Origin of the sequence: Mesorhizobium waimense (genome assembly GCF_003601975.1) — a bacterium.
GTDB lineage: Bacteria > Pseudomonadota > Alphaproteobacteria > Rhizobiales > Rhizobiaceae > Mesorhizobium > Mesorhizobium waimense.
The window spans coordinates 1-23,197 of sequence record NZ_QZWZ01000019.1 but is presented as its reverse complement, the minus strand read 5'-3'; the positions used below and the strand labels follow the sequence as shown (position 1 = coordinate 23,197).

Annotated in this window: 22 protein-coding genes and 1 pseudogene; 12 read left to right on the top strand and 11 right to left on the bottom strand. The window is 65.2% G+C overall.

Going from position 1 to position 23,197, the window contains the following annotated elements; genetic code table 11:
• The first annotated feature begins 64 nt into the window (after positions 1–64).
• Complete coding sequence (locus D3227_RS22750) at positions 65–955, top strand: YicC/YloC family endoribonuclease (RefSeq protein ID WP_120016536.1); 891 nt, start codon at positions 65–67, stop codon at positions 953–955.
• Positions 956–960: 5 nt separating this feature from the next.
• Positions 961–1,617: a guanylate kinase gene (gmk, locus tag D3227_RS22745; RefSeq protein ID WP_120016535.1), complete on the top strand. Its 657-nt coding sequence runs from the start codon at positions 961–963 to the stop codon at positions 1,615–1,617.
• Positions 1,618–1,627: 10 nt separating this feature from the next.
• Here the strand turns inward: gmk and D3227_RS22740 are convergent, their stop codons facing one another.
• From D3227_RS22740 to D3227_RS43815, 8 genes are all read right to left on the bottom strand, one after another.
• Positions 1,628–1,921 carry a DUF1330 domain-containing protein gene (locus tag D3227_RS22740; RefSeq protein ID WP_120016534.1) on the bottom strand — a complete coding sequence of 98 codons (294 nt, stop codon included), beginning with the start codon at positions 1,919–1,921 and terminating at the stop codon, positions 1,628–1,630.
• Positions 1,922–1,993: 72 nt separating this feature from the next.
• On the bottom strand, positions 1,994–2,830 hold the full coding sequence (gene rsmA, locus D3227_RS22735) for a 16S rRNA (adenine(1518)-N(6)/adenine(1519)-N(6))-dimethyltransferase RsmA (protein ID WP_120016533.1): 837 nt from the start codon (positions 2,828–2,830) through the stop codon (positions 1,994–1,996).
• Between the two features lie 10 nt (positions 2,831–2,840).
• A complete protein-coding gene (gene pdxA, locus D3227_RS22730; RefSeq protein WP_120016532.1) occupies positions 2,841–3,869 on the bottom strand; it encodes a 4-hydroxythreonine-4-phosphate dehydrogenase PdxA in 1,029 nt (342 codons plus the stop codon).
• A 71-nt stretch (positions 3,870–3,940) separates the two neighbouring features.
• Positions 3,941–4,873: a peptidylprolyl isomerase gene (locus D3227_RS22725; RefSeq protein WP_167480804.1), complete on the bottom strand. Its 933-nt coding sequence runs from the start codon at positions 4,871–4,873 to the stop codon at positions 3,941–3,943.
• Between the two features lie 216 nt (positions 4,874–5,089).
• The gene (locus tag D3227_RS22720) at positions 5,090–7,510 is read right to left on the bottom strand and encodes an LPS-assembly protein LptD (RefSeq protein WP_167480803.1); all 2,421 of its coding nucleotides are present in this window, start codon (positions 7,508–7,510) and stop codon (positions 5,090–5,092) included.
• Positions 7,510–8,595 (bottom strand): LPS export ABC transporter permease LptG, encoded by a 1,086-nt coding sequence (lptG, locus tag D3227_RS22715; RefSeq protein WP_208646417.1) that lies wholly within the window; start codon positions 8,593–8,595, stop codon positions 7,510–7,512. The genes D3227_RS22720 and lptG overlap by 1 nt, the downstream gene beginning before the upstream one ends.
• Positions 8,596–8,608: 13 nt before the next feature.
• On the bottom strand, positions 8,609–9,811 hold the full coding sequence (gene lptF / locus D3227_RS22710) for an LPS export ABC transporter permease LptF (RefSeq protein WP_120016628.1): 1,203 nt from the start codon (positions 9,809–9,811) through the stop codon (positions 8,609–8,611).
• 203 nt (positions 9,812–10,014) lie between these two features.
• Positions 10,015–10,137, bottom strand: a complete 123-nt coding sequence (locus D3227_RS43815; protein WP_281034939.1) for a hypothetical protein — start codon at positions 10,135–10,137, stop codon at positions 10,015–10,017.
• Positions 10,138–10,162: 25 nt separating this feature from the next.
• On the opposite strand from D3227_RS43815, the gene D3227_RS22705 reads away from it, so the two are divergent.
• Positions 10,163–11,668, top strand: a complete 1,506-nt coding sequence (locus D3227_RS22705) for a leucyl aminopeptidase (RefSeq protein ID WP_120016530.1) — start codon at positions 10,163–10,165, stop codon at positions 11,666–11,668.
• A 17-nt stretch (positions 11,669–11,685) separates the two neighbouring features.
• The gene (locus tag D3227_RS22700) at positions 11,686–12,135 is read left to right on the top strand and encodes a DNA polymerase III subunit chi (RefSeq protein ID WP_120016529.1); all 450 of its coding nucleotides are present in this window, start codon (positions 11,686–11,688) and stop codon (positions 12,133–12,135) included.
• A gap of 43 nt (positions 12,136–12,178) precedes the next feature.
• On the opposite strand, the gene D3227_RS22695 is transcribed toward D3227_RS22700, so the two are convergent.
• Together D3227_RS22695 and D3227_RS22690 are read right to left on the bottom strand one after the other, a co-directional pair.
• Positions 12,179–13,417: an MFS transporter gene (locus tag D3227_RS22695; protein WP_167480802.1), complete on the bottom strand. Its 1,239-nt coding sequence runs from the start codon at positions 13,415–13,417 to the stop codon at positions 12,179–12,181.
• A gap of 8 nt (positions 13,418–13,425) precedes the next feature.
• On the bottom strand, positions 13,426–14,157 hold the full coding sequence (locus D3227_RS22690) for an MBL fold metallo-hydrolase (protein WP_120016527.1): 732 nt from the start codon (positions 14,155–14,157) through the stop codon (positions 13,426–13,428).
• Between the two features lie 103 nt (positions 14,158–14,260).
• Between D3227_RS22690 and D3227_RS22685 the strand changes: the two genes are divergently transcribed.
• The 8 genes and pseudogenes from D3227_RS22685 to D3227_RS22650 all read left to right on the top strand — a co-directional run bounded on the left by D3227_RS22685 (position 14,261) and on the right by D3227_RS22650 (position 21,698).
• Positions 14,261–14,926 carry an ArsR/SmtB family transcription factor gene (locus D3227_RS22685; RefSeq protein ID WP_120016627.1) on the top strand — a complete coding sequence of 222 codons (666 nt, stop codon included), beginning with the start codon at positions 14,261–14,263 and terminating at the stop codon, positions 14,924–14,926.
• 120 nt (positions 14,927–15,046) lie between these two features.
• Positions 15,047–16,036 (top strand): 3-oxoacyl-ACP synthase III family protein, encoded by a 990-nt coding sequence (locus tag D3227_RS22680; protein WP_120016526.1) that lies wholly within the window; start codon positions 15,047–15,049, stop codon positions 16,034–16,036.
• Positions 16,037–16,038: 2 nt separating this feature from the next.
• Positions 16,039–17,019 (top strand): NAD-dependent epimerase/dehydratase family protein, encoded by a 981-nt coding sequence (locus tag D3227_RS22675; protein ID WP_120016525.1) that lies wholly within the window; start codon positions 16,039–16,041, stop codon positions 17,017–17,019.
• Positions 17,016–17,840 carry an MBL fold metallo-hydrolase gene (locus D3227_RS22670; protein ID WP_120016524.1) on the top strand — a complete coding sequence of 275 codons (825 nt, stop codon included), beginning with the start codon at positions 17,016–17,018 and terminating at the stop codon, positions 17,838–17,840. The genes D3227_RS22675 and D3227_RS22670 overlap by 4 nt, the downstream gene beginning before the upstream one ends.
• On the top strand, positions 17,837–19,087 hold the full coding sequence (locus D3227_RS22665; RefSeq protein ID WP_120016523.1) for a F390 synthetase-related protein: 1,251 nt from the start codon (positions 17,837–17,839) through the stop codon (positions 19,085–19,087). The genes D3227_RS22670 and D3227_RS22665 overlap by 4 nt, the downstream gene beginning before the upstream one ends.
• Positions 19,084–20,235: a GNAT family N-acetyltransferase gene (locus tag D3227_RS22660; protein ID WP_245451837.1), complete on the top strand. Its 1,152-nt coding sequence runs from the start codon at positions 19,084–19,086 to the stop codon at positions 20,233–20,235. Before D3227_RS22665 ends, D3227_RS22660 begins: the two co-directional genes overlap by 4 nt.
• A complete protein-coding gene (locus D3227_RS22655) occupies positions 20,232–21,236 on the top strand; it encodes a Rieske 2Fe-2S domain-containing protein (protein WP_120016521.1) in 1,005 nt (334 codons plus the stop codon). The genes D3227_RS22660 and D3227_RS22655 overlap by 4 nt, the downstream gene beginning before the upstream one ends.
• A gap of 79 nt (positions 21,237–21,315) precedes the next feature.
• A pseudogene (locus tag D3227_RS22650) lies at positions 21,316–21,698 on the top strand (VOC family protein).
• 88 nt (positions 21,699–21,786) lie between these two features.
• Here the strand turns inward: D3227_RS22650 and D3227_RS22645 are convergent.
• On the bottom strand, positions 21,787–22,953 hold the full coding sequence (locus D3227_RS22645; protein ID WP_120016626.1) for an ATP-grasp domain-containing protein: 1,167 nt from the start codon (positions 22,951–22,953) through the stop codon (positions 21,787–21,789).
• Positions 22,954–23,197: the final 244 nt, after the last annotated feature.

Here is a 23,197-nt window from a genome sequence, read left to right as displayed (position 1 = left end):
TAGCCGCGCGTGGTTTGATCGGGAATGGGTTCCTGGATCACGCGCCAAGGGGCGTACGGGCATCATGAATTTGCAGAGTATGACCGGTTTTGCGCGGGCGGTAGCCGAACACCAGGGCACCTCGATCGCCTGGGAGGTCAAGTCGGTTAACGGCAAGAGCGTCGAGGTCAGGTTGCGGCTGCCGCAAGGTTTTGAGCGGCTGGAGCCGGCCGTCAGGCAGACGATGCAGAAGCGATTTTCGCGCGGCAACTTTCAGGCGACGCTGACCGTCGGCCGTGCGGCCGGCGCGCAGGTGCAGCCGGTGGTCAACGAGGCCTTCCTGAAGGACCTGGCGGGGCTGGCCAAGCGGCTGCAGGAGCAGTTCGGCGTGGCCCCTGCGACAGCCGACGGGCTGCTCGCGCTGCGTGGCGTGCTCGACATTCCCGAAGCCATCGAGACCGACGAGGCGCGGGCTGCGCTCGATGCGGCAATCCTGTCGGCGCTGGACGTGGCGCTCGCCGGGCTGGAGCAGGCGCGCCAGAGCGAGGGCGATGCACTTCGTTCGCTGCTCAGCGGCCACATCGACGCCATCGAGGCGCTGACGCTGAGAGCAGAGGCCGATCCGTCGCGCGAGCCGGCGGCGATCCGTGAGCGCATCGCCGAGCAGGTCCGCCTGCTGCTGGATGCCTCCGCCAATCTCGATGCCAGCCGGCTGCATCAGGAAGCGGCTTTCCTCGCCACCAAGGCCGACATACGCGAAGAGATCGATCGGCTGAAGACGCATGTCGCCTCGGGTCGGGTGCTGCTCGCCAATGGCGGCGCCATCGGCCGCAAGCTCGATTTTCTGGCGCAGGAATTCAACCGCGAATCGAATACGCTGTGCTCCAAGTCGAATGCCGCGACGGTGACCGCCATAGGGCTCGAACTGAAGGCGGTCGTCGATCAGTTTCGCGAACAGGTCCAGAATCTGGAGTAGCCCGAATGGTCGCCAGGGATTTGGGTTCCCGCATCCGCCGCCGCGGGCTGATGCTGGTTCTGTCGTCGCCATCCGGCGCCGGCAAGTCGACGATCGCGCGCAATCTTCTGGAAAGCGATTCAAGCCTGGAACTGTCGGTTTCCGTCACCACCAGGCCGCGCCGTGGCAGCGAGATCGAGGGTGTTCACTACCATTTCCGCACCATGCGCGAGTTCGAACGGCTGCGCGATACCGATGCGCTGCTCGAATGGGCGGAGGTGCACGGCAATTGCTACGCGACGCCTCGCGAGCCCGCGGAGCTGGCGCTGGCACAAGGCCGTGACATGCTGTTCGACATCGACTGGCAGGGCGCGCAGCAGCTCAAGGAGAAGATGCGCGCCGACATCGTCTCGATCTTCATCCTGCCGCCGTCGATGAAGGAGTTGAAGGCGCGGCTGAAGCGCCGCGCCGAGGACCAGGAATCTGTGATCGAGACCAGGCTGAAGAACGCCCGCAACGAGATCGAGCACTGGAAGGAATATGATTTCGTCATCGTCAACGACGATCTCGATCGCGCCTTCGCCGAAGTGCGCGGCATCGTCATCGCCGAGCGGCTGAGACGCGACCGCCGGCCCGGTCTCTTCGACTTCGTCTCGGGGCTGCTGGACGAGAAGACCGAGTAAGCCAACTCGCTTACAGAGCGATCCCTTCGACCAGAATGAGGTTCCGGCTGAGCGCGGCATCGCGCAATTCCAGCGCTGCCGCATATTCAGCCGAGAGGTACCAGCGCCGCGCCCGCTCCATGTCGGGGAATTCGACAATGATCAGCGGTCCGGGATCCCAGTTGCCTTCCAGTCGTTCCACCGCGCCGCCACGCACCAGATACCGCCCGCCATGCAGGGCGATGGAGGCCGCGGCGCGTGTTCGGTAGCCCTCGAACGCGTCTCGGTCGCGGACTGTGACATCGGAAACAACATAGGCAGGCATCGGGCGCTCCAGGCACGTTTGCCGCACTATCTATGCCTCAGTCGCAAAGATTCCAGTCGAGGCGAGTCGGCATCAACCCGTATTCGTCAGCCGCACGAATTCCTCGACGTTGAGCGTCTCGGCGCGCCGCGTCGGGTCGATGCCCGCACGGATCAGGAGTGCTTCCCCTCCGAGGCTTTTCACGCTCTGCCTTAGCATCTTGCGGCGCTGGCCGAAGGCGGCTTCGGTGACGCGGCCGAGTTTCTTCACGTCGGCCGGCAAGGGGCTGGCGCGCGGCACCAGATGCACCACCGACGACGTCACCTTGGGTGGCGGCGTGAACGCCTGCGGCGGCACGTCGAAGGCGATCCTCGCCTCGGTGCGCCAGCCGGCGAGCACGCCAAGCCGGCCATAGGCGTCGCTGCCAGGGCTAGCGACAATGCGCTCGGCCACCTCGCGCTGGAACATCAGCGTCATCGAAGCATAGAAGGGCGGCCATGCCGTCACCGTCAGCCAGCGGATCAACAGTTCGGTGCCGATATTGTAGGGCAGGTTGGCGACGATCTTTACCGGGCCGCCTTCCGAGGCGCCCTCGGCAAGAGCGGAAAAATCCGTCTTCAGCGCGTCGCCGGCAATGATCTCGAGCCGGCCTGGATAGTGGTTCGAGACCTGTGCCAGCGCCTCGAGGCAGCGCTCGTCCCGCTCGATAGCGACGACCCGCCTGGCGCCGCTGAAAAGCAGCGCCCGCGTCAGCCCGCCTGGGCCGGGGCCGACCTCGATCACCGTGGTCTCGGTGAGGTCGCCAGCGGCACGCGCGATCTTGCCGGTCAGGTTCAGGTCGAGCAGGAAATTCTGGCCAAGCGCCTTCTTCGCCTGCAGCCCATGGCGCTCGATCACCTCGCGCAGCGGCGGCAGCCCGTCGATGCTCATGCAGATGCGCTCATGCGGCCGCTGCTTCCGCCCCGCTATCGGCAAGCCTGCGGGCAAGCCGCAGCGCCGCAATCAGGCTGTCGGCGCGCGCGATGCCCTGGCCGGCGATGTCGAAGGCGGTGCCGTGGTCGGGCGAAGTGCGGATGAAGGGCAGGCCGAGCGTGACGTTGACCGCCTCGTCGAAGGCCAGCGCCTTGGCCGGGATCAGCGCCTGGTCGTGATACATGCACAGCGCCACGTCATAGCTGGCGCGCGCGTGGGCATGAAACAGCGTATCGGCCGGCAGCGGCCCGAAGGCGTCGATGCCTTCCGCCCTCAACTGGTCGACCGCCGGACGGATGATGCGCTGGTCCTCCAGGCCCATCGAGCCGCCTTCGCCGGCATGCGGGTTGAGACCGGCAATCGCCAGCCTCGGCCTGGCAATGCCGAAGCGGCTTTCGAGGTCGGCGGCGGTGATGCGGGCCGTGGCGACGATCAGCTCGGTCGTCAGCGCCTTCGGCACTTCCGAAAGCGGGATATGGATGGTGACCGGAACGGTGCGCAATTCGGGGCCGGCAAGCAGCATCACCGGCGTCACCTCGACGCCGGTGTGGAGCGTGGCCAGATGCGCCAGATATTCGGTGTGGCCGGGAAAGCGGAAGCCGGCGTCGTAGAGCGGCTTCTTGGCGATCGGACATGTGACGACCGCCGCGGCGCGGCCACCGAGGCAGTCGGCCACGGCGCGGTCGATAGCCTCGATCGTGCCGGCGGCGTTGGCCTTGTCAGGCCTGCCGGGCCTGTCGATCTGGGTGGCATCGAGCGGCACGACCGGCAGCACGCGGTGAAAGATCCGCGCTGCTTGCTCCGGCATGGTTTCCGCGATCGCCACGTTGGCGCCGATCTGGCGCGCCCGTGCCGCAATCAGCGCTGGATCGGCAAGCAGATAGAAGGGCGGCACGCCGGCGCTGTCACCGGCCTGCCATGCGGCGATGGCGATCTCCGGGCCGACACCGGACGGATCGCCGACGCTCAAGGCCAGCGGGGCATCTGTCCGGCGCATGTCTATGCTGCTTCGCCGGCCGACCCGTTCGGACCGAGAGAGGGCAGGACTCTGTCTTGTCCGAGCACGGCCTAGCGCTCGACGATGCGGGCTTTCTTCCGCAGCTCCTCGACGTACTTCTTGCTGAGATCGTCGGCGTTCTTGTCGTTGTTGCCTTCGCTCTGGAACACCATCTGCGCGGCCTTGTCGTCGGAGACCTCGCGCGACGAGCAGATGCCGATGAACTCGACGCCACGCTCCGTCTCGCGCGTGGCGGTGGCGCCGCCGACCTTGGTGGCCTTGATCTGGTCGGCCCATTCCGCCGGCAATTGCGGCGCCAGCACCCGGCCGAGATCGCGAACGGTGACGTCGATCAGGCCCTTGGCGAATTCGCGCGTGGTGTTGCAGCCGTTGAAGCGGGCGCGCATGGCATCGGCCTCGCGCTTGCGCTTGCCAAGGGTTGCGCTGCGCTCCGAAGCCGGCACCACGAAGATGACCTGCTGCAGCATGTATTCCATGGCAGTCGGCTTGGAGCCGCCCTTATCGAGCATGCGCCTGACGGCGTCCTGTTCGGTCACGGAGCCGCCGTCACCCGAACGATAACGGGCCGAAAGCGCCTGGTTCCAGGCCATCTGGGCGCGGATGAATTCCTTGAAATGCTCCTTGCCGACACCCGACTGCGCCATGACGCCGTCGAGCTGCTTGAGCTGCATCTTGTTGTTCGTGGCGAAGCGCTGGTAGGCGGCGTCGACCTGCTCATCGGTGACCCGGATGCCAAGGCGCTTGACCTCGGCCATGCGCAGCGTCTGGTCGATCATTTCCTGGGCGGCGTTGCCCTTCTTGCGCTGCAGTTTCAGAAACGCGGCCCGGTGCGCGATGTCGCCGGAGGTGATCGGCACGTTGTTGACGACGTACTTGATCTCGCTGGCGAAAGCCGGCGGCGTCATGACCGTAATCGAGATCGAGGTTGCCGCGATCAGCAGCGCGAATCCTGCCGAAAACAGATATTTCCTCATCGAAAGCATCCCAAATATTCCATCCCGCTCCTACAGCGCCGCGCGTTCCTCGGACGCGCAAAGGACGCTGTAGCATCTTAACTTTGCGCATGATGCTTTCCGAAAATCGATCTCGATTTTCGGGGTCGTGCGCTGTGATCGAAACCCGTGCCCGCTCTATACGGCGAAACGATGTCACCAGCGCATGACCCCGTCTGCTACTGGCCCGTGTCTACTGGCCCGTCTCTACTGGATGGTGTCGATCGAGCTCTGTGACGTGCCGAAATCGCCGAGCGTGCGGAACGACAGGTTGAAGCCGACATTCTGCGACACTTCCTTGGTGATCGAGTCACGGGATTCGGAGAACGTCATCAGATAGGTGAAGCAGGAGTCGTTATAGGCAAAGCCGACACCGTCCTTGACCAGCACGTTTTGCTCCAGATTGTAGGTGCCGGTGCCGAAGACGCGCCAGTTCTCGGCAAGGTGCGTCGAGGCGCCGAGCGTGACTTCGTGGCGATCGTTGGTGAAGCCGTAGAGCGGCTGCGCCTGAATGAAGGCATATTTGGCACTGAGCGAAATCGGCAGCCCGGAATAGGCGGCCTTCACCTCGGCACGCCTGACGTCGAAGCTCTGTTCGTCGAAACGGCCGCTGAGCGAGCCGGAGAAGCCGCTCGGGCTGTTGAAGCCGATCAGGCCGACATAGTCGGAAGTCGGCTTGTCCAGTCCGGAATAGGCGCCGACATTGACGAGGTCGGGCGCCGAGAACGAATTCTGGCCGGCCAGCTGGTAGGATTGGCCGAAGATCGCGTTGGTGCTCCAGCCATTGTCGTAGGCGCCGGAGTAGCGGAACCCGACATTGGCGCGGGTGCCGCCTTCCATGCGGTCATAGCCTGAGAACTTGTCGCGCTCGAACAGTGTCGAGGCGTCGAAGACGAAGCTCTGCGCGTCCTCGTTGGGCACGGCGAGACCGCCGACATATTGCTCGTTCGGGCGCACGAACACTTGCGCCATCGGCTCGACGATATGGCTGGAACTCGGCATCGAGAACAGCACCGGCCAGCGCATTTCGAGCCCGGCGGTCGCCATGTAGCGCGACAGCGAGGTGCGCATGTTGTCGTCTACGCCAAGATTCGTCGCCATCTCGTTGATGGCGGCGAGCGAGTTCGAGGTCGCGCTGACATAGCCGGCGTCACCGCGCAGCGCCAGCAGCGGCGTCAGCTGCAGGCCGCCATCGGTGGTGAAGGTGCGCTTCCATTCTGCTTCGGCGGTAAGGCGGCTCGACTGGCCTTCGATGCCGCGCACCCGCTCGACGGGCGTGCTGTCGTCATAGGCAGTCTCGAAGGCTTGATCCAGCCGGTCGCGGCTGATGACCCGCGCATTGACGTTGAACGACAACTGCCCGCCGGCGACAGACATGTCTGGGATATAGGCATAGTCGAGCGACGGCAGCACCCATGGCTGCTGGGCAGCACGCGCGGACGGGTCGCTCGCCAGCGTGTTCTCCTGGACCTCGAAGCGCATGGCGCGCACATCGAAGTAATTGCGGCCGTCGAGGCCGGTCAGGTAGATCGTCGACTGGTGCGTGACGTCGCTGAAGCCGTCGATGGAGTAGGTGCGCGAAAAATTCTTGTCGCTCTGCAGCAGCACGTCCCAGCCGAAATTCCAGCGCGGATTGATGGCGAACTGGCCCTTGGTGCCCATCATGCCACGGAACTTGTTCGGATCGCCGTCAGCACCCGAATCGACATTGAAGCCGCTGCTGTTGATGAACTCTTCCGGGTTCTCCTGCCGGATGCCGGCCATCTTCAGCGTGTACTCGCCATTGTTGAAGCGCTGGCGCCACTCGGCCTCGCCGAGGAAGCCCTGCTTGGTGTAGCCGGTCCCGGTGACGGTGAGGTCGTAGGTCGGCGACAATGCGAAGTAATAGGGGACTTTGACGCCGAAGCCGAGGTCGGTCTTGTAGTTGATGCCGGGGATCAGGAAGCCGCTCTTGCGTTTGACCGTCGGGTCGGCGATCTCGAATGCCGGCAAATAGGCAAGCGGAAAGCCGAAGAACTCGAAATTCGCGTTCTCGAAGCGAACCGTCTTTTTCTCGCCGTTCCAGATGATCTTGCGCGCCTTGACGCGCCAGGTCGGCGCCTTGTCCGGCTTGTCCTCGCAGGGTTCGCAGGCCGTGTAGACGCCGTTATGGAAGGTCGTCAGCACGCCGCCCATGCGCTCGGCGCTTTCGGCGGCGAAGTAGGCCTTTTCCGGGGTTTCGACACGCAGCGCGTTGACGAAGCCGTCGGCGAAATCGTCGGTGATGTCGATATGCTCGGAATTGATCTTGGTGCCGTCGCTGTTGATGATCTCGACGGCGCCGCTGGCGACCATGCGCTTGGTGTTGCGGTTGTACACGACACGCTGGGCGACGAGCTTGTTGCCGCCATAGTCGATCTGCACGGCACCGACGGCGGTTACGGTCTGATCGTCGTTGTTGTAGACAAGCGTATCGGCGGCAAGCAGCATCTGCGAGCCGGAAGGAACGTTCGTCGCCATGTCCGTGACGTCCTGCGCCAGCGCAGGGGCCAGCGGGACAGCGCAGGCGAACAGGCATACCAAGGCGCTCGCCCCATAAAGGCGTGCCAAACCGGCCTGCCTATGGCTGCGCAAAACCGCCTCCCTCACTAGCCGTCTTCCTTGTAAAGCAGGAACGTCACCCCGAAGAACATAGCCACGACAACCGGAACCCATGCAGCCACGGCTGTGGGCACGAATCCCGCCACGCCGAATGCCTTGACCAATACCGAAACGACATAAAGCAGAAAGCCGGCGAGGACGCCACCCAGAATCATCGTCGCCGACTGCCCCATCCTTGCAAATCGCATTGATACTGTTGCCGCAATCAGCGTCATGGCGACGAGAAGGAACGGCAACGCCACCAGCGAATCAAACTGCATGGCGAAGGCATTTGCCTTGAGGCCGAAGGAACGGGCAACCTCGATCTTGCCCGGCAGGTCGTAGAAGGGGATCGTTTCCGGGCGGGCAAGGCGCTCCTGCACGAATTCCGGCTTCAGATTGGTGTCCACTCGGTCGGTTGCTTCCGAGCGGATGGTGCCGTCCTTGAACACCTTGACGTCCTGCAATTCCCAATAGCCGTCGCGCAGGAAGGCCCGCGCCGCGTCCTTGCGCTCGACGATGTTGCCTTGCTGATCGAGCACGAAGAAGACGGTATCCGCCATCTCCAGGCCTTGGTTGAGAATGGCGCGGGCACCGATGATGGTGTCGCCGGAGGCGGTCTTCTGCCGGATCCAAGGCGTCGAGTCGGCCGAAACGGTGTTGGATTTGCCGGCGCGCAGCTGGTTCTCCATCCGCTCGGACCAGGAGAAGGCATGCGCCGCCACCGGGTTGAGCACGCCGACCGACAGCATGCCGACCATCAGCGCCCCGATGCAGCACGGCAACAGGAACTGCCAGGCCGAGACGCCGGCCGAGCGGGCAATGACCAGCTCGTATTTGCGGTTGAGCGACACCAGCGTCGCCATCGCCGAGAACAGGCCGACGAACGGCACTGTCTGCAGCATAATCATCGGCATCCTGAGCGCCGAAATGGCGAATGCCGTGCCATAGGTGAAGCCGGGCAGGCCGGTCGTGCGGCCGGACAGCTCGGTGAAGTCGATCAGGAACACCAGCGCCAAAAGGCCGAGGAAGAACCACACCGTGATCGACACGTAGCGGAAGAAGAAATAGCGGCCCAGAGTCCAGCCCATCAGCGTGTCCAGCCCATCAGCCGGCTCCCTGGCCGGAGGCGCCGCGCTTGGCGAAGCGCAGCTTGAGGGCCGTCCAGGTTTCGCTGGCGCGGCCGGCGACGTTCGTCATCCAGTCCGCCCAGGCGACCGGCAGTTCCATGGTCCTCGAGGAGAGGATGAACCAGCCGGAGATCGCCGAGGCCACGATCGGCACGCCGAAGACCATATAGGCATATTGCGGAACCTTGTCGGCCTTGCCGGCGGCGAAGAAACCAAGCCAGCGCACGAACAGCGCAATGACGATTGCGGTGATCAGCGGGTGGATGCGCGCCTCGCGATGCGAACGCGCGTCGCCCGCCACCGCCAGCGCGATCAGCGCGAACACCAGCGAGTAGGACCATTCGGAAAAACGCTGCTCGAGTTCGGCCGAGTAGCCGCCCGGATTGCGCTGGAACATCTTGTCGTTCGGGCTCGGGTTGAGCAGGTACTGGGTCGTGCGGTCCTTCGGCAGAAGCGTGATTTCGTTGGCGGCCGACATGAAGGCCGAGAGGTCGAAGGCGTAGGAGGTGAAGCGGATGACCGAGAGGTCGCCGGTCAGCGTCTTGCGATGGATGACGCCGTCATTCATCATCAGCACCTTCTCGTCGCCCTTTTCGACGATGCTGCCGCTCTTGGCGTAATAGATCAGGTTGGCGCCTTCCTCGCGCGAATCGGCGACGAAGATGCCGCCCAGCCTGTTGTCGGGCAGCCGTTCGCCGACCTGCAGGAACAGGCCGTCGTCGATCTTGCGGAACGTGCCTTCCTGGATGATCAGCGACACCAGGTCGGCGCGCGAAGCCGCCACCAGCTGCCGGTTCTTCTGCCTGGCATAGGGGTCGACGCCATTGTCGACGACGAAGGAAAAGACGCTCGCCGCCAGCGCCAGCAGCAAGATCGGCCGCGCGATGGTCCAGCGCGAGGCGCCGGCGGCATTGATCACGGCCAGTTCCGAATCGGTGTTCATGACGCTGAGCGTCTGGGCGACCGCCACCACCAGCGCGAACGGCACGACGATCGGGATGATCGACGGGATGATCAGCGCCGCGACCTCGAAGAAGGTCAGCGCCGACTGGCCGCTGTCGGTGACGAGGTCGATCTTGGCCAGCACCTGCGTCGTCCACACGATCGCCAGCGTCCAGGTCAGCGCAGCCAGAAAGACCGCCGCTGTGCGACGCATGATGTAGCGTTCAACGACCTTCATGAAGGCTTTCTCGATTTTGCCGAACGGCATCATGCCCGCGGACAAGGTAGTCATCCGGCGACGCCTGCACAACTGGCTCCACTGGCGGCTCGATCCGGTTTCTCGTCCCACATCACTCGCCCCGGCGCGTGGAGTGTCGGCTCCAATAGATAAAAAATGCAAAACATTAATGGTTAACAATAGGTTGCGACAAGGGAGCGGGGTCATGCCGCGACGAATCCGATAATGGTCGAGGTGCGCTTATAGGCTGCGATTTCGGCCAAAGTCTTGCCAAATGCCGTAAAACGACCAAATGTCGCGCACTCTTGAAAGCCGTTGTCCGGCACCCAGCATCCCTGAAAGCAGCACCTGATGAATTCGAAACCTTCGATCGCCTTCGCCAAATTCGCCGCGCCCCAGACCGCAACGTCGAGGAAGGGCAGCGTCTTTGTGCTGGCGGCGGACGATGGCGGCGTCAGCGATGCCGCCAAGGCCTGCGACCCGGCCGGCACGCTTGCGCGGGCCTTTCCGGCGGCGGATTTCTCCGGCAAATTCGGCAGCGTCGTCGAGGTGTTCGCGCCGGAAGGAACTGCACTCGACCGTCTGGTGGCGGTCGGCGCCGGCAAGGCCTCCAGCCTCGACGATCATGCATGGCTAAGACTCGGCGGCAGCATCGCCGCGTCGCTGCGCAAGGCAGCCGAGGTCGCCGTCGTGCTCGACGTTCCGGGCGCCCAGGCCGGTGGCAGGCAAGCGGCGAGCGTGGCGGCGGGCATCCTTTTGCGCAGCTATGCCTTCGATAAATACAAGACGAAAAAGGACAAGGACAACGGCCAGCCGAAGAAGCCGGCAAAGGTGACCATCCATTGCGCCGATCCTTCCGCCGCGAAAAAGGCCTTCGCCGATGAGGTGGCGGTGATCGACGGCGTGCTTCTGGCGCGCGACCTAGTCAACGAGCCGGCCAATGCGCTGGGTCCGGTGGAATTCGCCGCCCGCGCCAAGGAACTCGAGGCTCTCGGCGTCACCGTCGAGATCCTGACCGAGAAGGAAATGAAGAAGCTCGGCATGGGCTCGCTGCTCGGCGTCGCTCAAGGGTCGCCGCGCGGCGCCCGCATGGCCGTCCTGCAGTGGAACGGCGGCAAGGCCAAGGCCACCCCCGTCGCCTTTGTCGGCAAGGGCGTCACCTTCGACACCGGCGGCAATTCGATGAAGCCGGCTTCCGGCATGGAGGACATGAAGGGCGACATGGGCGGTGCTGCTGCCGTCACCGGCCTGATGCATGCGCTGGCCGCGCGCAAGGCAAAGGCCAATGTCGTCGGTGTCATCGGCCTGGTCGAGAACGCGGTCGACGGACACGCCCAGCGCCCCGGCGACATCGTCACCTCGATGTCGGGCCAGACCATCGAGGTGCTCAACACCGACGCCGAAGGCCGCCTCGTGCTGGCGGATGCGCTCTGGTACTGCAACGACCGTTTCAAGCCGGCTTTCATGGTCAATCTGGCGACGCTGACCGGCGCCGTCATGGTGGCGCTCGGCCAGCACTATGCCGGCCTGTTCTCCAACAATGACGAACTGGCCGAGAGGCTGGCCAATGCCGGGCAGGCGACGCAGGAGAGGCTGTGGCGCATGCCGCTGGGATCCGAATACGACAAGCTGATCGATTCCAAGAACGCCGACATGAAGAACATCGGCGGCCGCTATGGTGGCGCCATCATCGCCGCGCAGTTCCTGCAGCGTTTCGTCAAGGAAACACCCTGGGCGCATCTCGACATTGCCGGCACCGCGATGGGCTCGCCGCCCAGCGAGATCAACCAGTCCTGGGGCTCCGGCTTCGGCGTCCGGCTGCTCGACCGGCTGGTGCGCGATCATTACGAAGGATGAGGCCTTGAGGCAAAGCCATGGCCGAAGTCCTGTTCTACCATCTGACCGAATCGACGCTGGAGGAGGCGTTGCCCGGCCTGCTCGAGCGCAGCGTCGACCGCGGCTGGCGCGCCGTGGTGCAGACCGGCACCGAGGAGCGGCGCGATGCGCTCGACCAGCATCTGTGGACCTTTCGCGACGATTCCTTCCTGGCGCATGCGACCGACCGCGAAGCCTATCCGGCCGAGCAGCCGATCCTGCTCACCACTGGGCAGGAGAATCGGAACCAGGCGCAGATACGCTTCCTCGTCGATGGCGCGGCGCCCGCGGATCTCGGTGGCTACGAGCGCGCCGTCTTCTTGTTCGACGGCCATGACACGGCGCAGCTCGAGGCCGCGCGTAGCCACTGGAAGACGATGAAGGATGCCGGCCACACCGTGACCTACTGGCAGCAGACATCGGACCGGCGCTGGGAGCGCAAGGCATAGAGGCGGACGTGGAAGGCAGCGAACCGGCCTGTCGGACCACGCTCTACCGGTTTGGCGCTTTGTCCGGCGCTTGCATCATCAGGGCAACGATGACGCCTGAGACAAATGTCAGCGCCGCTACCGATCCGATTGCCCAGGCGAAGCCGAAGAAGTCGGCGACAAGGCCTGCCGAAAGCGCGCCGATCGCGTAGCCGAGGTCGCGCCAGAAGCGATAGACGCTGAGCGAGCGCGCCCGCCACGAGGGGTGGGATGCATCGGACACGGCCGCGATCAGGCTCGGATAGACCATCGCGGTGCCGAGCCCAAGCAGCAGGCTTGCCGTCAGCCACCAGCGGAAGTCGCGGGTGAGAGCGGTCAGCAGCAAGGCTGCCGCCTGGACCCACATGCCCGCCACGATCAGGCCCTTGCGGCCCCATTTGTCGCTGAGCGGTCCGGTGGCGACCTGCAGCACCCCCCAAGTGCCGGGATAGACGGCTTTCAGAATTCCGATTCGCTCGACGCCGAGACCGTTCGCAGCGAAAAACAGCGGGAAGATGCCCCAGCTCATGCCGTCGTTGAGGTTGTTGACCAGCCCCGCCTGCGAGGCTGCGAACAGGTTCGGGTCGCGGAACGAGGTCAGGGCGAAGATCTCGCGGAAGGTGAGGGGAGAGGCCGCCTTCGCGGCGTTTGCCGCCTCCAGCTGGACATGCCCGCGCGTGTCCCGCACCAGCAGGATCGACAGCGCGGTCCCGGCGATCGCGTAGCCGATCCCGAGATAGATGGGGACCGGGCGAAGGCCATATTGCCCGGCCAGGTAGCCGGTCAGAAAAGCGGTGACGCCGACGGCGAAATAGCCGGCGAACTCATTCAGGCCGACCGCCAGTCCGCGCCCCTTCGGCCCGACAAGGTCGACCTTCATCAGCACCGTCATCGACCAGGCCAGCCCCTGGCTGACGCCGAGCAGGGCGTTGGCGGCAATGATCCAGCTCCAGCTCGGGGCCCACAGGATCATGAACGGCACCGGAAGGCCGAACATCCAGCCGAGCACAAGCACGCGCTTGCGGCCCCAGCTGTCGGCTAGCTGGCCGGAGACGAGGTTGGCGAAAGCCTTCACCACGCCGAAGCTGACGATGAAGGAAACGACCAATGTAGTCGAAGTAATGCCGAATTCCTTGGAGCCGATCAGCGGCACCACGGTTCGTTCGATGCCAACCATGCCACCGACGAAGGCGTTGATCAGGACCAGCAGGGCGAATTGCCGCCAGTTTGCCTTGAGACCGAGTGCGATGGAGGATGCGGCCACGGCCGCCGTCACCGCGCAGCGCCAGCGTTCAAGGCGCGGTTGCTGGCAGCTTCGGGCGGTGGTGGTGGAATATCGGCGGTCATGGCCTCGACGAACGCCGTCTCATCGTCGATGCGGAATGCCTTGTTGAAGCGTTTCTCGAAGCCGATCGTCGACGTCGGCTTGCCGCTCAGCGACCGTCCGCAGACCGAGCCCGAAAAGGCCCCGGGCAGCACCTCGATATGATCGGGCAGTTGTTTCAGCCGCCCGACGCTCGCAAACAGCGCCCTGGCGCCGTCCTCGGCGCTGGAGGCGAGTTCGGTGCGGCCGACGTCGCCTACCATCAGCGTATGGCCGGTCAGCGCGAACCACGGTTCCGGCGCGCGGGTGCGGTCGGTCACCAGCAGCGTTATGTGCTCCGGCGTATGGCCGGGCGTGTGCATGACCGTCGCGGTCACGTTGCCGAGTTCGAGGACATCGCCATCCTTGACCGCCCGGAACGGGAAGGCGGCTTGCGCGCCCTCGAACAGCACGTAGTCGGCGCCGGAGGCCGCGGCGAGCACGCGGCCCGCCGAAATATGGTCGGCGTGGATGTGGGTGTCGATGACGTAGAGGATGCGCATCCCGGTCGCTTGCGCGGCCTCGAGATAGGGGGCGATGTCGCCGATCGGATCGACGACGGCTGCGGCCGCCTTGCCGCCGCAGCCGAACAAATAGGACGCGCCGACCGGCTGCGAATGTAGGAATTGTCTCAGGATCATCGCCACGCTCCGGCGCGCCCGCGAACGGTCGAAAGCTTGACAGCTCGCGGGGAGGCTGTCATTCAATGATTATATTGAATGATGTATCGTGACCTGGAAGCCGATGTCAATCCGCAATCCGAAACAGAAGCTCTACGAGCAGTTCGCGATCGTCGCCAAGGCGCTCGGCCATCCGCAGAGACTGGAGCTGATCGAGCATTTGGCGCAGGGCCCGCGCAGCGTCGAGGCGCTGGCGATGAAGCTCGGCCTGCCGATCGCCAATGTTTCCCAGCATCTCCAGACACTTCGCCGCGCCGGACTGGTGTCGGCCGAGCGCGACGGCAAGTTCGTCAACTACCGTCTCGTCGATGACAGCGGGCTGGTGGCATTCGCTTCGGTGCGCACCGTCGCCGAGCATCATTTGGCGGAAGTCGACCGCATCGTACGCGGCTATTTCGAAGCCCGCGACGACATGGAGCCGGTCACGCGCCAGGAACTTGCGGATCGCATGCGCGACGGGCTGGTGACCGTGATCGATGTCCGCCCGCCAGACGAGTTTGCGCTCGGCCACGTGCCAGGCGCAATCAACGTTCCGCTTGGCGATCTTCCGGCCCGGCTTTCCGAATTCGGCAAGGACAGGGAAGTCGTCGCCTACTGCCGCGGTCCATGGTGTGTGATGTCCTTCGAGGCGGTGGCGGCACTTCGCAGCCACGGCTATGCAGCGCGCAGGCTCGCGGATGGCATGCCCGAGTGGAGGGCCGCGGGGATGCCGGTCGAGGTGGCGGCCTGATCCGGCACCTCGGTCGACGGAGCGCTATGCGCCGGAGCGGCATTTCGAGACACATCATTACCATCACACGCAATCCGGGTTATGGGTTAGATAGACGCGAACTCATTCGGCGGGTTGAGAATGCGGGTCAGGATTATCGGAACCGGCGGGGCGGTGCCGGCTTCATGCGTGACGTCGCGTACGCTCGAGGAAAAGCTTGGCCTCGGCCCGGGCACGCTCGAAGCCGCCACGGGCGTTGTCGAACGCTATGTCTGCGAGGCTGAATCCCAGATCGATCTCGCTTGCGCCGCCGCGCGTCTGGCGCTCGCCGATGCCGGAATAGAAGCCAACACTGTCGATCTCATCATCGGCGGCTGCGGCGTGCCTTACCAGCCGCTGCCGTCGACGGCGCCTTTGGTTATGCAGCGCCTCGGCCTGGCCGACGGCTCGGCCGCCGCCTTCGACGTCAACAGCACCTGCCTCGGTTTTCTCACCGCCTTCGAGACCGCTGCCCGCCTGATTGAAGCCGACCAATGCAAGACGGCGCTGGTGTTTTCTTCCGAGGTCGCCTCGCGGGCTCTGCCCTGGAAGGAGCAGCCGGAGGTCGCGGCACTGTTCGGCGATGGTGCCGGGGCCGCAGTGCTGCGGCGGGCCGGGCCGGGTGAGAGCAGGGTGGCGGCCAACCTGATGCGCACTTACCCGTCGGCCTGGGACGCCTGCGGTATCGGCTCCGGCGGCACGCGTTTCGATTTCGCTCGCCAGCCGGAAGAGTTTGCCCGTCACAGCCTGTTCCATATGGACGGCAAGGAATTGTTCCGCGTCACCTCGCGCCACTTCAACGGCTTCGTCACCGAATTGCTCGAGCGCGCCGGCTGGCGCCATGAGGATGTCGACCTCGTCGTGCCGCACCAGGCAAGCCCGTTCGCGCTCGCCCACATGGCGCGCCAGACCGGCTTTGCGCCGGACAAGCTCGTCGACATCTCGGCGCGCTACGGCAACCAGATCGCCGCCTCCATTCCCTTTGCGCTCGATGTCGCGCGACGACAGGGCCGGGTCGAAGCAGGCGCGAAGCTGCTGTTCCTGGGCACCTCGGCCGGCGTGTCCTTCGGCGGCATGGCTTTGGAGGCCTGAAGATGGCCGTGCTCGTCACCGGCGCCAGCGGCTTCCTCGGCGCTCATGTCATGGCGCGGCTGGCGGCGTCCGGCATCCCGGTGCTTGGCCTTGGTCGTGACGCGGCGCGGTGTGCCATGCTGGAGGCAGAGGGCCATCAAATCATCCGCCATGATCTGTCGGCGTCGTTCGACACGAAACTCGACCCGAGGCTCGCCAAGATCGACCGGATCGTTCATTGCGCCGCACTCTCGGCGCCGTTCGGCCGACTTGCGGATTTCGAGGCGGCCAATGTGACGGCGACCCGCAACCTCCTCGATTTCGCGACACGGCAAGGCATCGGCCGTTTCGTCCACATCTCCAGCCCTTCGGTGTGCTTCGCCTATCGCGACCAGCTCGATCTCACCGAAGACGCGGCCTTGCCCGACCCGGTCAACGACTATGCCCGCACCAAGCGCGAGGCCGAGCGGCTCGTGCTGGCCGCGCCCGCGATCCACCCGCTGGTGCTGAGACCGCGCGGCATCTACGGCGCCGGCGATCGCGCGCTGCTGCCGCGCCTGCTCAAGGCCGCAAAAAGCCGCCCGCTGCCGCTGTTTCGGGACGGCCAGGCGCGCATCGATCTCACTTATGTCGACGATGTCGTCGACGCGGTGTTGGCCGCCTTGTCGGCGCCGGGCGAAGCCGAAGGCCAGATCTTCAATGTGTCCGGCGGCGAGGTGCTGCCGGTGCGCCGCATCGCCGACGCGGCCTGCTCGCGGGTCGGTTTTACGGCGCGATGGCGCAAGATGCCGCTGTGGCCGGCGATGCTGGCGGCCGGCGCAATGGAGGCGGTGGCGCTGCGATTGCCCGGCCGTCCCGAACCGGCAGTGACGCGCTACGGCCTTGGCCTGTTCGCCTATGCCCAGAGCCTCGACCTCTCGAAGGCGAAACGCGTGCTCGGCTGGGCGCCGAAAACCTCCTTCGAGACAGGGCTCGACCGCACCTTCATCGGGGGCCTGGCGTGAGGATCGTCTTTGCCAACAGCGCCTGGGTGAATGCGGCCGAACGGCTCATCTTGCGCGGCGGCACCTGGAAGAGTATGCGGCTGCGCGTCCGCTACGGGCTGATCCTGCATCCCGTCGCCGGGCCTGTGCTGGTCGACACCGGCTACACGCCCGAAGCCGTGACCGGGCCGGGACGCGGCACGATGCTGCGCCTATACGGCGCGCTGCTGAAACCCGAACTCAATGCAGCCGAACAGGTGCTGCCGGTGCTGGCGCGCTTCGGCCTTGCGCCCGGCGACATCAGCGCCGTCATCGTCACCCATTTCCATGCCGACCACATCTCTGGCCTGTCCCTGTTTCCCAACGCGCGCTTCATCGCCAGCGACGCCGGCTGGTCGCGGCTGAAGGCACGGACAGCCTGGCAGAATTTGCGCCATGGTGTGTTCACCGAACTGTTTCCGGCGGATTTCGAGAACCAGCTCGATGGATTGTCGTCGAAGCAGCAGGTAGCACCCCATAATGGCGTGCCCGGCGGGGCCGACCTGTTCGGCGACGGCAGCGTGGTGGCGGTCGATCTTCCCGGCCATGCCGACGGCCAGTTCGGCCTGCTCTTCCCCGATATGGAGCGTCCGCTACTCTACGCCGTCGACGCGCAGTGGTTGCTCAGCGCACTGAAGGAGGAACGCACGCCGGGTTTTCCGGCAAGCCTGCTGGCCGAGGATTTTGCCGCCATCGAGCCGACCAGCACGATGCTGCGCCGTTTTCTGGCGGCCGGCGGCGAGGTGTTGTTCTGCCATGATCCGGAACTGACGCCGTACGATCTGGGCGGCGAGGGCGGATGAACGGGCTCGCCGAAGCGCTCTGGTCGTTTGCCGTCACCCGATGGGTGTCGCGCAAGAGCCGTCCCGCCTTCGAGCGCTGGCAGGCGCGCACCTTGCGCCGCTGGCTCGACCGCGACCTGCCGCTGGCGCCATTCTACGGCAAAGCGCCGCATCACCTCGGCGACCTGGCGGTGACTGACAAGGCGCTGCTGATGGCGAATTTCGAGCGCTTCAACATCGGCGGCGTGGCGGCCCGCGATGCGCGGGCCGCCGCTTCCGCCGATGGCCGCCTCGGCGACCTGACGGTCGGTGCCAGCACCGGGACATCGGGCAATCGCGGCCTGTTTGTCATTTCGGAGGCGGAGAAATATCGCTGGCTGGGCACGATCCTCGCCAAGGCGGTGCCGGACCTGCTCTGGCGCGGCATGCGCGTCGCCGTCATCCTGCCGCAGAATACCGGACTCTACGACAGTGCGCGCAAATCCCGTCGTATCGACTTGCGCTTCTTCGACCTGACGCTCGGGCCGGAACACTGGCGCGCCGCACTAGAGGATTTCGCGCCGACGGTGATCATCGCCCCACCCAAGATACTCCGGCATTTCGCCGCCACCGGCTTCCGGCTGTCGCCGCAGCGCGTCTTCTCCGCCGCCGAGACGCTGGATCCGGTCGACCGTCCTGTTGTCGAGAGCTTCTTCCGCTTGCCGCTCGACCAGATCTACATGGCGACGGAAGGGCTGTTCGCGGTGACCTGCCGGCAGGGCGGGCTGCATCTTGCGGAAGACTCGGTCTTCTTCGAATTCGAGCCGGCCGGCGACGATCTGGTCACGCCTCTGGTCACCGCCTTCCGCCGCCAGACCCAGATCATGGCGCGATACAGGATGAACGACCTGTTACGGCTCTCCGACAAACCCTGCCGTTGCGGCTCGCCGCTGCGCACCGTGGACGAGATCGTCGGCCGCATGGACGACGTCTTCCGGCTTGCGTCGGCGGATGGGCCGATCCTGCTGACACCCGACATCCTGCGCAACGCCGTGCTGAAGGCCGATCGGCGCATCGACGATTTCCGCCTGATCCAGACCGCGCCAGATGCGATCGAACTCAGGCTTGCACTGGAGCTCGCCGACGAAGCCGCAACCGCCGCGCATCAGGCGGTGCGCACGCTGCTTGCGGCGCGCAAGGCGACAGCGGGGGTCGCTCTCATTCGCGTGCCGCTGCCGCTGGAGACCGTCCGCAAGCTGCGCCGCGTCGAATGTCGGGTGCCTCCATGAGCCGGCCGGATGCTGCCTCGTTGGACGGCCCGCTTCAGCAGGCGGACCGGGTCGAGAACAGCCCCGCCAAAGTCCGGGCATTCGTCGAGCTTTTCAACGGCATCCCGGTGCATGATCTCGTTGCCAATCTAACAGTCTCGGTCGAGACGTTGGAGATCGTCGGCCGCGTCTTCCCGCTGACGCTGAACGATGCCAGCGAGGCGCCGAACTGCTACATCTGCTGCCCGTCCAGTGCCTACATCGACTACGCCGTCGACGAGACACGCAATTTCGTCGCGCATCCTTTGCTGCGGCGGGCGCTTCGAGCGCTGATCGGCGCCTGCGCGCCGCTGGTCAGGGCGAGCGGCCTCGACCATCAGGTACAGGTCAACAACTGGCTCTATTCGACCAATCCGGTGCCCATGCTCGACCGCGCCGCGGTCATCGCACTACGCGCCAACCTTGCTGCGCGGTTTCCCGACCGCGCCATCGTCATCCGTTCGCTGAACGAGATCGCCGACCCCGCGACCATCGCTGCGTTGAAGGTCAAAGGTTTTCGCATGCTGGCGGCGCGCCAGATCTACATCTTCGCCGACCGCAGCGCTGCGCCGGCCATGACCAACGACATGAAGCGCGACCGCAAGCGGCTGCGCACGACATCGTTCGAGATCGTCGGCGACGCTGATTTCGGCGAGACCGACTATGCGCGCAGCGAAGAGCTCTACCGCATGCTCTATCTCGACAAATACACGCCGCTCAATCCGCACTACACCGCCCGCTATATCGGAGAGATGCATCGCCGCGGAATAATCAGCCTGGCAGGCCTGCGCCGGCCCGGCGGCGAGCTTGTCGCCGTCACCGGCCTGTTCGAGAACGGCCGCACGCTGACCCAGCCGATCGTCGGCTACGACACCGGCCTGCCGATCGAGGAAGGCCTCTACCGCATGGTGATGGCGATGGCGCAGGACCATGCCACGGCACACGGCCTGTTCTTCAACATGAGCGCCGGCGCCTCCAACTTCAAACGCCGGCGCGGCGCCGTGCCGGCGATCGAATACAATGCCGTCTATGCGGGCCATCTGCCGCACCGCCGTCGCATGGCGATCCGCATGATGGAAACCGTGCTGGCGCGGATCGGCATTCCCCTGCTCAGGAGTTTCGAATTGTGAGCGAGCGCCCGAACCAGAAACGGCAGGACCATTGGCAGGCGGTGGCGCTGTCGACCGACATCAGGGGCAAGCCGAAGCGCATCCTGTTCGACGGCGCGCCGCTGGCGCTATTCCGCTCGGCGCAAGGCATTGCAGCGCTTTTCGATCGCTGCCCGCACCGGCTGGTCGAACTGTCCACCGGCAAGGTGGTCGGCGGCGAGATCGAATGCCCCTATCACGGCTGGCGCTACGATGGCGAGGGACGCTGCACCGCCATTCCCGGCCTTGTCGGCGACATGCCGCACTACCGGGTGCGCAGCTTTAGCGCAATCGAGCGCGACGGCGTCGTCTTCGTGTCGTCGGGCGCACCGCAGAGCGAACCCTATCTCCACTGCATGCAGGGCAAGGACATCGTCGTGCGGCGGGTGCGCTCCTCGACGCAATCGACGGTCATCGACGCGGCCGAGAACATCCTCGATGCCACCCACACCCACTTCACCCACAAGGCCCTGCTGCGCGGCCTGAGTTCGAAGCGTCATCTGGTCCGGGTCGAGATCACCGGCGGCGAGGGCTGGGTCGAGGCCTGCTACACCGGCGAGGAGCGTCAGCAAGGATTGATCAGCCGGTTGCTGGAGGGCGAGCGGACGAAAACCATCGGCCGCTTCCGCCACCCCGGCATCGCCGAGCTGGAATATTGGGGCAAGGGCGGGCTGGCGCTGGCGACGACCTTCCATTTGCGCCAGGCCGACGAGCGCACCGTCGAGGGCGTCGGCTGGCTGATCGGGCCGCGCCAGGGGTGGCTCGGCGAGATCAAGGCGCTCGCCTTCAAGCCGCTGTTCAACATCGCCCTCGAGCAGGATCGCCGCGTGCTGAAATCGGCGAGCGACAATGCCCGCTTCGAGCCGCCGGCGCGCCCGGCGATCGGTCCACTCGATTTCCTGCGCCGCGACATCGCCGCCATCATGGACGGCGAGATGCCGGCATCCGCGGCAAAGCCGCGCGTCCACCAGATCGAACTCTAGCGAAGCCGGCGCCTTTTTTCGCGTCTTGATCGGTGCGAGCTTCATTGACAAAGTCCGACTTCCTGGAGCCGCCCAAGACATGATCGATCACATAACCATCGCGGTCAGCGAACTGCAGACGAGCAAGCTCTTCTACGAGAGAGCGCTTGAGCCTTTGGGATATCGCCTCTCGTTCGGCAAGGAGGCCGTGTTCTGGGCCTTTGATGTTGGCGACGGGGCCCTGTTCGAGATCAGACATCGGACAGCAAACCACCTCTGACGCATCTGCACGTCGCTTTCCGGGTCAACAGCAAGGCAGAGGTCGACGCGTTTTATCGGGCTGCCCTCGACGCGGGCGGCGCCGACAATGGCGCACCCGGCCGGCGCCCGGATTATGGCGTGAACTACTATGCCTGCTTTGTTCTCGATCCAGATGGCTACAACATCGAAGCCATGGTCAATGAGACTGTGACGCCGGCGTAACCGGAAACGCAGGCGCCGGCTGCGGGCGCAGCCTGCGGAAAAGTCGAGTCCTGGCAATGGCATAGCCTGGTTTCCTGAATCAGATGATTCAAGTCTGGAGCGGGCCGTTCCATTCCATATCGCGGGTCGAGGCGGCCTGCAGGCTGATGCGCTCGCGCCATGCCAGGCCTGCGATCTCCGCCAGCGCCCGCCATTGCGCTTTCTTCGGCGCGGGGTCATCAGGCCAGTCGAGCAAGTCGTCGGCCTCGCGCATCGCATGGCGGAAGCCACGAAGCCCACCGGAACGCAGCGCCGCCGGCAACCCGTAGATCCACATGGCCAGCCGCACCGTCTGCGGCGTGGCGACATCGGGCGGCCTCACCTCCGCGCCGGTCCCAAGCAAAGCGTCGGCGAAGCGCAAGGGATCGCGGAAGAAATGCAGGCCGCTGACGGCGCGCGGATTGCACTCCAGCGGCAGCACGCGGCCATCCGCCTCGCGCATCAGGTCGAAGGAGATTTGCCCGCTCCAGCCTGTGGCCGCGACGATGCGTTCGACCAGATGCCGCGCGGCCGGGTCCTCGACGGGCTCGAAGTAGATGCTGGCACCCTTGCCGGCACGATAGAGCGAACGGTAGAGCGAGAACGCCTTGAGGGCACCGTCGCGCGCCACAGCATAGGCGCTGATCTCGTTGCCCGGCACGAAACGCTGCGCCACCCAGGGCGCGGCGGGCGACGGGCTGATGGCGTCGAGCGCGCCGGGCAAGGGGCGGAGCAGCACCTGGCTGGCGAAGCGCGACCAGACCGGTTTGAACACGAGGTCGCGGGAATGACTGCGCACCGCGTCGAGATCGGCAGCCGATTGCAGCAGGGTCGTTTCTGGTACTGCCAGGCCGAGGCTTTCGGCCAACCGGACGAAGGCGTGCTTGTCATGCACCTGTGCAAGTAGCTCGATGCCGGGTGCGAACAGGCGGGCAGGGATGGCACGCTCGCGCCAGGCAAGCGCGAGGTAAAACACCTCCTCGCAGGTCGGGATGACGAGGTCGATGCTTTCGGCGCGCACCAGCGCCTCGACCGCTTCGGCATAGGCCGCCGGCTCGAAGCGCGGCGGCGGCAGGCGGCGGTAGCGCGCGCAGGCGGTGCTGGCGGCGGCGATCGGGCGGGCTGGGCTGTCAGCCAGGATCACCCGGCGTCCGGCGCCATGCAACAGCCGCGCCAGATGCAGCGCCACCGGCGCGCGAGCCCCGGTGACGAGTATGGTGTTATCGGGCCCCGGCATCGGCAGCAATTCGCAAATCGTTACGGTCGCCGCGAGGCTTGCTCGAAATCCGAGCGCTTGGCAACGGAGGTAGTGGCGTGCCGGTTCAAGCCGTCGCGCGATGCCATCATCCACTAGTCATCTGGAACTGAAGTTCGTTACATTGTATGCTACGTCGCTTCTGGAGAGGAGCGCATTATGGCGAACGCGAATGGCCGCCCAACCGCGCCGTTGGTTCTGAGCGCAGACGAGCAGGATTATCTCG